The organism is Sphingobacterium shayense, from assembly GCF_013179575.1.
In the GTDB taxonomy this organism is placed as follows: domain Bacteria; phylum Bacteroidota; class Bacteroidia; order Sphingobacteriales; family Sphingobacteriaceae; genus Sphingobacterium; species Sphingobacterium shayense.
In genome coordinates this window covers 1-13,018 of record NZ_JABMCQ010000118.1, presented here as the reverse complement: position 1 = coordinate 13,018, position 13,018 = coordinate 1, and the positions used below count along the sequence as shown (strand labels likewise).

The following is a 13,018-nucleotide window of genomic DNA, read 5'->3' as shown; positions in this document are numbered from 1 at the left end:
GCTGACCTTAAAAGAGGTGGAGGCGATTGGAAATCAGTACTATCTTGATACCAACCGTGATGTTGTTATAATGGCTCCTGAAAACGAAAAGGAATCTTTACCGACAGAAGAGATGGTAAACAGTTGGTTTAAAGAAGTCCAAGGACTCGATATTACACCTTATGATGATAAAGTCTCCGAGCTGCCTATGTTGGAATCAGAACCACAAGCGGGAGTAATATCTTCCAGCAAGGCGATTGATGCAATCCAAGCGACTGAAATTACGCTGAGTAATGGCGTAAAGGTGGTGCTCAAGCCGACTACTTTTAAAAATGATCAAATTTTGATTAATGCGTTTAGTCCGGGTGGAACATCATTGTATAGTGATCAGGATTATTATTCGGCTACGCTAGCGGGATCACTCGTAAACAGTAGTGGCGTGGGACAACTTTCGACTATTGAGTTGCAAAAATATTTGTCTGGTAAAAATGTAAACATCAGTCCGTATCTCTCTGAGCGTAGCGAGGGATTGACAGGATATTCAGACAAAGAAGGTTTAAAGACGGCCTTCGAGATGATTTATGGTTATTTTACTGCTCCGAGAATTGAAAATGATGTATTTCAAAGTACGTTGACCAAAAGTAAATCTATGCGTGCCAATAGGGAGGACGATCCACAGTTTGTATTTAGCAAAGAAGTAATGAGCGCACTCTATAATGGAAATGTTCGCAGGACACCGTTCGATATTGCAGCTTACGATAAAGTGAACCAAGCCAGGGCGCTTGAGATCTACAATGAGCGATTTGCGGACGCATCCGATTTTGTTTTTACAATCGTTGGTTCTTTCGATATTAACGAGATAACCCCTTATTTGGAACAGTATGTTGCATCGTTGCCGAGTCTCGGACGAGATGAACAAGCTAAAGATCTCGGTATTTATGAGCCGGAGAAAGGTTTCGAAAAGGTCGTACATAAAGGTAAAGAAGAAAAAGCGACAGCTGTGTTAACTTACTATGGGGATTATACGTATAACGAACAAGAGAATTTGAATATGAAAGCGCTAGAAAGTGTGCTTACTATTAAACTGATTGAACGTTTGCGGGAAGAGGAAAGTGGAGTTTACGGTACGCGCGCTAGTGCTTCGATGAGCAAATTACCGAAAAATCGTTTCAGCTTTACCGTTCAGTTTGGAACTGGCGTGGACAAGTACGAGAGTCTTATCGCGTCTACTTTGGATGAAATTGGCAAGGTCAAAAATAATGGTCCGCTAGCCACGGATCTTGAGAAATTTAAGATTGAGGAAAGGCGCCAACTCGAACTCTCTCTGAAAGAAAATAGTTTCTGGTTAGGTCAGATTTCTAGTGCCTATATGTACGATAAGGATCCGACTTATGCCATCCGTTATCTAGAAGAGCTCGACAAAGTCACTGTAGAATCTGTCAAAGCGGTTGCCGATAAATATCTTAAAGAAGATCGATTATTTAGGTTTATATTGCTCCCGGATCAAGCGAAGTAAACCTCTAGTGAATTACAAAATTAAAAGCCCCTTGCTCTGCCGGATTTTACGTCAGAACAAGGGGCATTAATTTGTCTACTAGATTTTTGTCGGGATTTTATTCTGACTGCGAGACGTTTAGTCCCCAGTCTATACCTTTGTCGACTGCTTTTACGCCATGCTTTATCCAATCAGCTGCTGGTTTCCCTTTGAGAAAGTGATCAAAAAACTGAGCTTCGCGAATTTGGATATCTTTTCTGTTCTGTCTTTGAATCAAGTTGTGATCATCGCCATTGTAATTTAAGAGCCACACAGGTTTACTAAGTCTGCGTAGGGCGGTGAAAAATTCTATTCCCTGGTACCAAGGGACGGCGCCGTCATTGTCGTTATGCATGATAGCTACGGGCGTCGTTACTTTATCCATGTAGAAAAGCGGAGAATTTTCTAAATACAGATCAAGGGCTTCCCATAATGATTTCCCAATACGGCTCTGCGTGTGTTCGTATTGAAATTGCCTAGACATTCCTGATCCCCAACGTATTCCTCCGTACGCGGATGTCATGTTGACAACTGGAGCTCCCGCCCATGCTGCAGCGTACATATCTGTGCGCGTGATCAGATGAGCTACCTGGTAGCCACCCCAACTCTGTCCTTGGATCCCCATTTTGGTGGAATCTACCCAGTTGTTGTTACGTGCCAAATAATGCATGCCTGAGTTCACAAACTCCTCAGCGGCCTTTCCTGGATACCCAGTTTGATAGTGTATGTCAGGAGCAAATACGAGATATCCGTTACTAACAAAATAGGGGATGTTTAACCTAGATGGGGTTGGTGCCGGGGCCTGATATCTATGCAGGCCGTCAGAAAGCGTTTCATAGAAATATGCAATAATCGGGTATTTTTTGTTCGGATCAAAATCTTCCGGTTTGTAAAGAATCCCTTCGGATTGATAACCATTAGGAGTTGTCCATTTAATGATCTCGGCTGTTCCCCAATTATAGGTGTCTTGTTGAGGGTTGATGTTTGTTAATCTAATCTGGTCTTTGAAGTTTTGCGAGACGTAAAGATCGGGGGAGTGCTGATAGTCTTCTTTTGTGAAGATAACTTTTTTCAAGGCCTTATCTGCGGAAATCTGATTGTATGCATGTGGTGTAGACCAAAGTTCTACAATGCGATTTGCTTTCATGCGATATAGTCCCTGGTACTTATTCTTTTCGTTGAAGCTGCTTAAATAGATCGGCTCACGTTCATTGATAACGGTGTGACTGATCCGAGGATCATCGTTTTTGTAAAGGACCTGCAGTCTGTAAATAATTTGTTGCTGTCTACCGTGCGATTTTGTTAAAATTGATTTTTTTCGACCGTCAAGACTGAATTTCCAAATATCATACCTGTCGTTTATATAGATTGTGCCACCGTCTTCGGACCAGCCAGCGATACCGTAAGGTCTAGGTGAGGAGGGGACATCGTTCTTTTCATCGACAAAGCTCACTGGAACCCCATCATTTAACAGATTTGTTTTTTCCGAAGCGATGTGGTAGCTATACCAGTTACTATTCTCACGATTAAAATAAACCACGTATTCACCGTTAGGTGACAGATAGGCCGATCCAGCATTACCTTTCACAACTTGTTTATTTCGTCCGTTTATTGTGGAGACAACATATATGTCAGACTTCACGCTGCCTAGCCATTGCGATTCGATGCGGTAATTTTGATCGGAGGTAGCTAAAGCCCACTCATGATCTGCCGCCGGTGTTAAGGATATTCGGTTGTATTTTTCATCAGAAAGGGGAAGGATCGCTCCGCCTGTTTTCAAATTAACCACCGCAGTGTAGGATTTAGTTTGGTCCCGTTTTAGGTTTACCTGTTGCATAGGTTGTAGGTAGTCATCTTTCCAGTGCCAGATATCTACTTTGGCATGTTCAAATTCTATCAATGTGGTGTCTTTAACTTTCGGAATGGGCGCTAATCCAAAGTAAAGTCTATCGCCGGATTTTGAAAACTTGAGGCCTCCATTTCCCGATACGCACCAGTTGTTTGGGATTCCCGTACTATGACGATTTGCAAGCATTGTAGCTGAATCTTGAGTAGGCGTATAGTAGTATAGATTAAATTCTTTGAGTAAAGATTTCTCAGGCGTTTTATCCGCTAGAAATGCTATCTGTGTGGCAAGGTCATCAAACGTGATATTCTTATAGTTGCCTTTGCCAGTGCTGATTTTCTTTTTCGCTAGCGTAGCGAGGTCGAGAAGAAATAGGCCAGACTCATTTAAAGAATCCTTTTCAGCGACTTTGATGCTATATACCAGGTGTTTACCATCTTCAGACCATTGGTAGGTATCGACTTTAACGATGTTGCTTGTGTCTCCGGTGGAGAGGTTCAGCACCGATAACACCGACTCAGGTTTCGCTTTCTTTTTGCTAGCTGTTATGCTGTCTTGTAAGGTGGGCCGATTTTCTGATAAAAACGCAAGATGATTGCCAGCATTCGTTGGTAGTTTGAAGGATTTGACATTTGGATATTTGCGGCTCGTATGTTGGGCGATCTGAAACACTAGGAGCGAGTCCTTTGGCATCTCTTCCGCTTTTTTCTTTTTTATTTTAGCTTCGCGTGTCTGGAGGAATGGTGGCTTGATAAGGCTTATCAGCTGTTCTTCGTTTGCTGTTAATCTCGCGTCGTATCCTCGTGGGATACGTAGGATATCTTTATGATTTGATGTTGTCAAAGTTGATAAGACATCGCCTTCTTGTGGGGACACAGTATAAACGATATACTGACCGGATTTACTTATTTCGGCGTTGGTTACGGATTTCCAATCGTCGTAAACATCGTGATTGAGCGGCTTTTTTTGGGCATGCGAAAATGAAACGATACTTAACCCCAAAAAGAGAAAGCCAATTTTATATTTTGTCATGTGCGTTATTTGGTTAGCCAATATTAACCAAAATTTGCTAGCTAGCCTGAGTTATCGTATAACATTTTTAAAATAATAGACTAGCGGGTAATCTTTAACAAACAAAAAAAAATGCGCAACTTTTAGGTTGCGCATCTACAAGAACTTTTTTAGGTGTTATCCTAAATATGATTTTAATATTTTGCTACGTGATGTGTGACGAAGGCGTTGAAGTGCTTTGTCCTTAATCTGCCGTACGCGCTCTCTGGTTAGGCTAAACTTCTCACCAATTTCTTCAAGCGAAAGTTGGTGATTTGTTCCTAAACCAAAAAATAGAACGATTATTTCGCGTTCTCTTTCGGTCAAGGTCGCTAACGAACGTTTAATCTCTTCGGAAAGGGACTCGTCAATCAAGATGCTATCTGTGTCAGGATCTGCATTTTCCAAAACGTCAAGTAAAGTGTTCTCTTCCCCTTGAACGAATGGAGCGTCCATAGATACGTGACGACCCGAATTACTCAAAGTATCGGACACTTTGTCTACGGTCGTTTCAAGAATGTCTGCCAATTCCTCTGGAGACGGTTCGCGCTCGAAGGTCTGCTCTAATTTTGAGAAGGCTTTGCTGATCTTACTCAATGAACCGACTTGGTTCAAAGGTAAACGTACAATACGTGACTGCTCAGCGATTGCCTGCAAAATGGATTGACGAATCCACCAAACAGCATAGGAAATAAATTTAAACCCTTTTGTTTCGTCAAAACGTTTTGCAGCTTTAATTAAGCCTAAATTGCCTTCGTTGATCAAGTCACCTAAAGTAAGACCTTGATTCTGATACTGTTTTGCTACTGATACGACGAAACGTAAGTTGGTTTTTGTTAATTTCTCCAAAGCGACCTGATCACCTTCGCGAATCCGTTGGGCTAAAATAACCTCTTCTTCCGCGGTAATTAAGTCTACTTTACCAATCTCGTGTAAATACTTGTCTAGTGACTGAGATTCACGATTGGTAATGGATTGTGTAATTTTGAGCTGTCTCATTTAATGTATAAATACCTTTCTCTTTGAAATGTTTGCAAACATAGTAAAATTCTGCCAAAATATCTTCATATGAGTGTAAATTAATCACTCAGTATGAGATAGTTAAGAAAAGAAGATTTGTGCTTTCGTTCTAGCAAAAATTATTCCAATTCTTTTCCCTTTTGTAGGGGAACCAGCTAGGAGTTTAATTGTTTGATCGAATTGAAAAAAAATATGTGTTGTAATGTCTTTATTATGAATCGGTTCAATCGGCTTTTTTGTTTGTTTTGAAAAACCATAAAACATTTGTATTTTATAATTGTTACAATAGTAGTTAGGATATACACAATAAATTACTGTTAGATCATGCCTATCCGAATTCGATTAGAAGACATCATGTCCAAAAATAAGGTCTCTTTGAATGAACTAAGTCAGAAAGTTGGCATAACGCTGTCGAACCTGTCGATTATAAAAAACGAAAAGTCCAAAGCGATTCGTTTAAGCACATTGGAGGCTTTATGCCGCGCGCTGAATTGTCAGCCCGGAGACATTATTGAATACGTCGAGGACGATAATTGATGCTCTGAGCATCAAGAAAATCGATATCCTCGCAAAAATTTCTCAATATTCATCCTTTTTTTACCTTCTAATTGAAGGGTTTGGATAAGGAGAGAGCCGTCTTTTGTAGCAAAAGAAAGAAATGTTTTACCGTCTGTTTCGAATTGTCCTGCTGGAATGTTCAGTGGTTTTCCTTTATTGGTCTCATATATTTTTAATACTTTGCCTGATAGATGTGTGTATGCGGCAGGATAAGGGCTGAGCCCGCGAATTTTGTTATAAACGGTATCGGTCGATCTGCTCCAGTCAATTTCGCAATCTTCCTTAAATATTTTAGGCGCCGATTTAAGGTTTTGCTCCGAGATACTTTCTTGAGGTGTTGCAATATATTCCCCTGTTTTTAAGGCATTAACTGTTTTTAGTAATACCCTCGCGCCAGCTTCCATTAATTTGTCATGCAGAATGCCGGCGTCATCTTGAGGACCGATAGCAACTTTTTCCGAAAACAAAATGTGTCCTGTATCGATTTCATGTTGTAAAAGGAAAGTTGTTACACCAGAAAATTTCTCGCCTTCGATTATTGCGTGATTGATTGGTGCAGCGCCACGATATTGAGGAAGTAGGGAAGCGTGTACGTTGATTGTTCCCAACGCGGGCATGTCCCATACGACTTGGGGTAGCATTCGGAAAGCGACAACTACCTGAAGGTCTGCTTGGTAGGATTTCAACTCATCTAAAAAAATTGGATCTTTTAGCTTTGTTGGTTGTAGGACAGGTATATTTTTAGATACTGCAAATTTCTTCACCGCCGATTCATGCATTTTTTGCCCTCTGCCAGCTGGCTTGTCGGGTGTAGTAATTACGGCCACGATAGATTCTCCTGAGTTTATTAAGGATTCAAGTGAGGCCACTGCAAACTCGGGTGTCCCCATAAATATTATGCGCATAGGTACTGTTTAAATTTTTACTAATGTTAACTGAACAAGCTGTCGCTAAGTGACAAAAATTATTAACTTTGCGAAGTTACAAATTAATTTTCAGCTTGAATTTTCCTTATTTCTTAGCCAGACGGATTATGTCCAAAGGACATCGCACTTTCTCGAAACTTATCGTTAGGGTGACTATTGGGGCTTTGGCGCTCGCAATATCTGCGATTATTCTTTCGGTAGCAATTTTGAATGGTTTTAAAACAGAGATTATTGAAAAGCAGCGCGCATTTTTTGGTGATGTGATTATTACCCAAAATGACTTGAATGCTTCCTACGAAAACTCCCCAATATCACTTACTGCTAGGGAACTCGATAACATAGCGAGGGCGGGTAACGTTGATCACATTACACCCTTCGCTACCAAGGCGGGTATCATGAATGTGAATGGCGAAGTAGAAGGGGTACTCATGAAAGGCGTCGATAGCACCTATAACCAGCAGTCTCTGATGCATAGCATCGTTAAAGGTGACACGCTTGACTTTGCTAATCAACCCAATACACAATTGTTGATTTCAGAATATTTTGCCAATCGGTTGGGGTTGGATATCGGGGATAAATTCATCATGTATTTTATTCAGGACCCCATTCGAAAACGCCCCTTTACAATAAAAGGTATTTATACTAGTCATACAGATGAGCTAGATAAAACCTATGTTATTGGATCGTTAGATCTTATCCGGCGGTTAAATAATTTAAGTCCTGGGGAAGTTGGCGCCTATCAGGTTCGACTGAGTTCCTTTGATTCCTTAGAGGCCGCTACAAGCGCAATCAATAATGTTTTGCCTATTGAGCTTAATGCAACAAATATTGTCGAGCAAATGCCTGATATCTTTAACTGGCTAAGCATGTTGGATATGAATGATAATATTATTTTTGCTTTGATGGTCGTAGTTGCTATAATCAATATGGTTTCTTCATTATTAATTACAATTTTAGAGCGCTCCTCTATGATAGGTATACTTAAAGCACTAGGATACGATAGCGGCGGAATTCGAAAAGTGTTTTTGTATAGTTCGGCCTATATCATCGGAATAGGATTATTAATCGGTAATGGGCTTGCTTTAGCCGTATATTTTTTCCAGACCGGCACACATTTCTTTGCGTTGGATCCTTCTACGTACTATATCGAATACGTGCCGATGGCCATTACCTGGTTTGAGGTGGTTTCTCTAAACGTCGCTGTTGCGCTTATTGGTATTTTAACATTGTTTATTCCGGCAATGTTAATAACGAATATCTCACCGATAAAAACGATTCAATTTAAATAGGAGATCGACTTTCGTTAAATATTACAATTCATAAAAAAAAATCTTCGTTAGCTAGGTCTATTACATAGAGGTGTTTGTAATAGGTTTTTTTTATGTAACGTGTTTGTTCACTTTGCGTTATCTATATTTTGGGTTTGCGACTATGGTTAGATGTCTTTTAATTCAGATGTATATTTTTTTAAAAATTTCGGATTAACTCTATAGGGTTAGTAGTTTTTAAAAAAACATTTACTATTTTTGATCCTATTATTTAATAATCAGGCTTAAACTGAAGTTAGAATCATTATATGGAGTCAAAAACAAAAGCGATAGCATTACCAAAGAAAAAAGCATGGGATATAAATTTTTCATATCTGTCAATTACAATTCTGGTAATGAAGTTGCTTGTAACTGGTTTTATGGGCTACTATTTAGTGATAGGAATTGCTAACAATGAAATTAACTTTGACTCAACCTTTTTATTATTCATAGTTGCGGGTTTTGTCGCGCAGATGATAGATGGCGCTCTCGGGATGGCTTACGGAGTAAGCTGCACGAGTTTCCTACTTAGTCTTGGTGTTCCAGCGAAGTTGGCCTCTGCAAGTGTACATACATCCGAGATCTTCACTACAGGAGTATCGGGTTTGTCACATATCCGCTTTAAAAATATCGATAAGCAATTGTTCTTTAAAATTGTTATTACAGGTGTGATTGGCGCTTCTCTTGGGGCCTATCTGCTGTCGGATATATTTGATGGCAACTTAATCAAACCCTATATCTCTATTTATTTGCTGTTTTTGGGCGTTTATATTTTTTCTAAAGCCTTTAAAAAAAGGAATGATGGTGAACCAAAGACAAAATATGCGTCGACCCTTGCTTTTTTTGGTGGTTTTATGGACGCGATTGGCGGCGGTGGATGGGGACCTATCGTTACGTCTAATTTATTGAGTCAAGGTCACAGTCCTAGGCATACGATCGGTACTGTAAATACCGCAGAGTTCTTCGTAACGTATTTTGCGACTGCGGTTTTCATATTTGTTCTTGGTGTTCAGCACTTGGATATCGTTTTGGGATTAGTGATAGGCGGTGTGTTAGCAGCACCTTTTGGAGCGTATTTGGCTTCCAAGATAAATGCAAAGGTGTTATTGATTATGGTTAGTTCTCTTGTAATAATTACGTCGATTTGGGGCATCCTTCAAGCATTTGTGTTTTAAAAGAGTGTATTGTTGGCTACCGTGTTTTTCTTAGACCTTCTATTATAACGCCGAATAAGTTAATTGCTGAATCGTAACTAGACATCCCTCCTGTATACCTTGTCTCTCGATTCCGGTTCTCATCGCTCAAAAACGAAAGCTTTTCCCCAAGTACTTGGTAGCTTTTTTAAGCAATTACTTTAGAATAGATCCGCCTCGAGAAGAGGGTGCACGATTTTCGTGCAGATTGTATACTAACAGCCAGATACATGCGGTCCTTTACAGAAATATAATTAGGAAATATTTTAATCTTTTCCTAATTTGAGGAGCGTTTAACGCAAAATCAATATATTATATGGATAAATTCTTAGAACACGCATCCGAAGCTTTTACCTCACCGCTAACTAATCCGGTGCTCGTTTTCATTGTTGTGTTACTGATAATACTAATCTCTCCAGTAATATTACGCCCAATTAAAATACCTGGAATTATCGGATTTATTCTCTTTGGAGTACTTATCGGGCCATACGGATTAAATTGGTTGGCAAAAATGGATGGTCACAGTGGAGATATGGCAGGTGTTGACGGGATTGATTTATTTTCAACGATCGGCCTTCTATATATCATGTTCATCGCGGGACTTGAACTGGATATGAACGAGTTCCAGAAAACCAAGAACAAGAGTCTTTTGTTTGGGTTCCTCACCTTTGCGTTTCCTATATGCATCGGCTTTCCTGTGAGTTATTTTTTATTGGGATACGACTTGCTTCCTAGCGTGCTTATTGCCAGTATGTTCGCAACACATACGCTAGTGGCTTATCCCATCGTAACGAGTTATGGGATATCGAAAAACGAAGTGGTTGCCGTAACGATTGGAGGAACTATTCTTACAGATACCGCGGTACTTGTTATATTGGCGGTTATCAAGGGGTTATCAAAAGGGGAGATAGGTTTTGATTTTTGGTTGACTCTTGGGATTTCATTGACGGTATTTATAGCAATCATGTTCGGCCTTATACCAAGGATTGCTAAGTGGTTCTTTTCGAAGGTCGAGGGAGAACAGACTTCTCATTATATTTTTGTACTTGCTGTTATTTTCATAGCGGCTTTTTTAGCAGAACTTGCTGGACTCGAACACATCATAGGTGCGTTCGTTGCAGGGCTTGCATTAAATAAGCTTATTCCGCCATCTTCGGCATTAATGAATCGAATTGAATTTATTGGAAATGCTCTATTTATTCCTTTCTTTTTGATCTCCGTAGGAATGATCGTTAATCTTGGTGTATTGTTTAGTGGTACTTGGGCACTCGTAATTGTGGTTGCATTGGCTGCTGTCTCTATATCGGGTAAATTCTTGGCTTCACTTGTTACTCAGCTTGTTTTTAAGTATACGAATAGTCAGCGAAATTTGATGCATGGTTTGAGTAATGCGCATGCAGCAGCGACCTTAGCTGTAATTTTGGTGGGATATGAAAGCGGTATCATAGATGAAGGCATGTTAAATGGAACAGTCGCTCTTATTTTGATTTCATGTTTGTTTGCTTCATTATTGACGGAGAAGGCTTCTAAGAGAGTTGTTTTTGAGGGACATCAGGATAATACTGATGCCGGTCATGTGCAGGATCATGAAGAAAAGATCTTGATACCGATTGCCAATTTAAACAAGATGGAACCAATCATTGATTTTGCAACGTTTGTTAAATCAAAAAAGTCAAGGTATCCGTTATATATACTTAGCGTCGTGGAGAGTAATCAACAGGCAATAAGAAATCTTGATTTAGCGCGGAAAAACCTTGATAAGATGGCGAAATATGCTTCGGGTTCTGAAACCGAATTGGATCTCATTACGACAATCGATTATAATATAGCGAACGGAATCGGTCGTACGTCTAGAAATATATTTGCTGATGGTATCATCTTAGGATGGCCTAGCGCAACCTCATTTATTGAAAAAATTGTGGGAGAAAAAGCTGAAAGTATTTTGAATAGAACAGATACTACATTATTCATGTGTAAGCTTGATAATCCCCTGATGACTCATAATGCTATAATTATTTTCGCTCCGCCACTTTGCGAATCCGAAGTCGGCTTTGAATTCTGGATGGAAAAGATATTAAAACTAGCAAAAGAACTGTCACTGGTAGTGAAATATGTTTGTGATAAGCGTACCCAAGACGCTATAGAAGAATTCTTAAAAAATGCAAAATCCAATATATCGGTCAATTATTCGCGGTATAACAATTGGGATAATATTTATGGGTTATCAACATTTACTAACTCAGAGGATTTATTAGTGTTTGTTTCGGCACGCTACGGCGATGTTTCATATCGTGATTCTTTAGACGGATTGGCTAAGCGAGTCGGGCGCTATTATAGCAAGCAGAACTTAATTTTAATCTATCCGGAACGACGAGCAAATATCCACATTGATGCGTACGAGGATGTGAAAACCGCACCGATATTTCGGAAGATAAGTCGCGAAATAGGGAACATGTTTAATACGGAGAAATAATCTTTTAATAGATATGGGAAATAAAATTACAATGTCTGAACAAGGGCAGCTGCAGGTGCCTGATCAACCTACAATACCATTTATCATTGGCGACGGAATCGGACCTGATATTTGGAATGCCGCCGTGCGCGTATTCGATACCGCTGTAGAAGTGAGTTACGACGGTAAGCGTAAGATTCAGTGGAAAGAGGTGCTCGCAGGTGAGAAAGCGTTTAACCAAACTGGAAACTGGTTGCCTGAGGAGACTTTGGAAACTTTTAAAGAATATCTCGTTGGTATTAAAGGACCATTGACGACCCCGATAGGAGGGGGTATCCGTTCATTAAATGTAGCTATACGTAAGGAACTTGATCTATATGTATGTTTGAGGCCCACGAAATGGTATCCCGGCGTACCTTCGCCAGTTAAACACCCTGAATATGTAGATATGGTGGTGTTTCGCGAGAATACCGAAGATATATATGCAGGTATTGAGTTTGCCGCAAACTCTGATGAAAGTAAGCAATTGCAAGGCTTTCTAAGTGATACACTGAAAGTGGACTACCCATTTACTGATGATTTGGGTATCGGGATAAAACTTGTCTCAGAACAGGGTTCCAAGCGTTTGATTAGGTCTGCTATTGAATATGCAATTGAACATAAACAGCCGTCGGTTACCTTGGTGCACAAAGGAAATATTATGAAGTTTACCGAAGGTGCTTTCAAGCAGTGGGGGTTTGAGCTAGCGGAAACCGAGTTTACTGATGAAACCTATACGTGGGGTCAATGGGAACGTACCAAAGAACAGAAAGGGCAGGACGCGGCAAATCAGGAACAGAAGCAGGCCGAAAAGGAAGGAAAGATCATTATCAAAGACATGATCGCCGATAATTTCTTACAGCAAATTTTGCTGGCGCCACGGGATTTTTCAGTGGTGGCTACATTAAATCTAAACGGTGACTATATTTCCGACGCATTGGCTGCCATGGTTGGCGGTATAGGTATCGCTCCGGGAGCAAATATCAACTACAAAACTGGGTATGCGGTATTTGAAGCAACACATGGTACAGCGCCGCGGTTTGCGAATACAGATACAATGAATCCATCCTCTGTTATCTTAAGTGGAGTTATGATGTTAGAATATATGGGCTGG

Annotated in this window: 9 protein-coding genes; 6 read left to right on the top strand and 3 right to left on the bottom strand. The window is 40.1% G+C overall.

What is annotated here, in order from left to right; translation table 11 throughout:
- On the top strand, window positions 1-1,495 hold a 1,495-nt coding region (locus tag HP439_RS13300), incomplete at its 5' end, for a M16 family metallopeptidase (protein WP_172390827.1).
- Window positions 1,496-1,592: 97 nt separating this feature from the next.
- Here HP439_RS13300 and HP439_RS13295 read toward each other — a convergent pair.
- Both HP439_RS13295 and HP439_RS13290 read right to left on the bottom strand, forming a co-directional pair.
- Window positions 1,593-4,391: a S9 family peptidase gene (locus HP439_RS13295; protein WP_172390826.1), complete on the bottom strand. Its 2,799-nt coding sequence runs from the start codon at window positions 4,389-4,391 to the stop codon at window positions 1,593-1,595.
- 156 nt (window positions 4,392-4,547) lie between these two features.
- Window positions 4,548-5,408 (bottom strand): sigma-70 family RNA polymerase sigma factor, encoded by an 861-nt coding sequence (locus HP439_RS13290; RefSeq protein ID WP_172390825.1) that lies wholly within the window; start codon window positions 5,406-5,408, stop codon window positions 4,548-4,550.
- A 345-nt stretch (window positions 5,409-5,753) separates the two neighbouring features.
- Here HP439_RS13290 and HP439_RS13285 point away from each other — a divergent pair, with 345 nt between their 5' ends.
- On the top strand, window positions 5,754-5,966 hold the full coding sequence (locus HP439_RS13285) for a helix-turn-helix domain-containing protein (protein WP_172390824.1): 213 nt from the start codon (window positions 5,754-5,756) through the stop codon (window positions 5,964-5,966).
- A gap of 11 nt (window positions 5,967-5,977) precedes the next feature.
- Here the strand turns inward: HP439_RS13285 and fmt are convergent, their stop codons facing one another.
- A complete protein-coding gene (gene fmt / locus HP439_RS13280) occupies window positions 5,978-6,892 on the bottom strand; it encodes a methionyl-tRNA formyltransferase (RefSeq protein WP_172390823.1) in 915 nt (304 codons plus the stop codon).
- Between the two features lie 128 nt (window positions 6,893-7,020).
- Between fmt and HP439_RS13275 the strand changes: the two genes are divergently transcribed.
- The 4 genes from HP439_RS13275 to icd all read left to right on the top strand — a co-directional run.
- Window positions 7,021-8,202 (top strand): ABC transporter permease, encoded by a 1,182-nt coding sequence (locus tag HP439_RS13275; protein ID WP_246229356.1) that lies wholly within the window; start codon window positions 7,021-7,023, stop codon window positions 8,200-8,202.
- A 287-nt stretch (window positions 8,203-8,489) separates the two neighbouring features.
- Window positions 8,490-9,395 carry a sulfite exporter TauE/SafE family protein gene (locus HP439_RS13270; RefSeq protein WP_172390821.1) on the top strand — a complete coding sequence of 302 codons (906 nt, stop codon included), beginning with the start codon at window positions 8,490-8,492 and terminating at the stop codon, window positions 9,393-9,395.
- 334 nt (window positions 9,396-9,729) lie between these two features.
- Window positions 9,730-11,886: a cation:proton antiporter gene (locus HP439_RS13265; protein WP_172390820.1), complete on the top strand. Its 2,157-nt coding sequence runs from the start codon at window positions 9,730-9,732 to the stop codon at window positions 11,884-11,886.
- Window positions 11,887-11,899: 13 nt separating this feature from the next.
- Window positions 11,900-13,018, top strand: a 1,119-nt coding sequence (gene icd, locus HP439_RS13260; protein WP_172390819.1) for an NADP-dependent isocitrate dehydrogenase, incomplete at its 3' end; no start/stop codon positions are given.

Bases quoted from the DNA above. Each gene is read 5' to 3' on its own strand.
- HP439_RS13295 (WP_172390826.1), bottom strand. From the start codon at position 4,391: ATGACAAAATATAAAATTGGCTTTCTCTTTTTGGGGTTAAGTATCGTT.
- HP439_RS13290 (WP_172390825.1), bottom strand. From the start codon at position 5,408: ATGAGACAGCTCAAAATTACACAATCCATTACCAATCGTGAATCTCAG.
- HP439_RS13285 (WP_172390824.1), top strand. From the start codon at position 5,754: ATGCCTATCCGAATTCGATTAGAAGACATCATGTCCAAAAATAAGGTC.
- fmt (WP_172390823.1), bottom strand. From the start codon at position 6,892: ATGCGCATAATATTTATGGGGACACCCGAGTTTGCAGTGGCCTCACTT.
- HP439_RS13275 (WP_246229356.1), top strand. From the start codon at position 7,021: ATGTCCAAAGGACATCGCACTTTCTCGAAACTTATCGTTAGGGTGACT.
- HP439_RS13270 (WP_172390821.1), top strand. From the start codon at position 8,490: ATGGAGTCAAAAACAAAAGCGATAGCATTACCAAAGAAAAAAGCATGG.
- HP439_RS13265 (WP_172390820.1), top strand. From the start codon at position 9,730: ATGGATAAATTCTTAGAACACGCATCCGAAGCTTTTACCTCACCGCTA.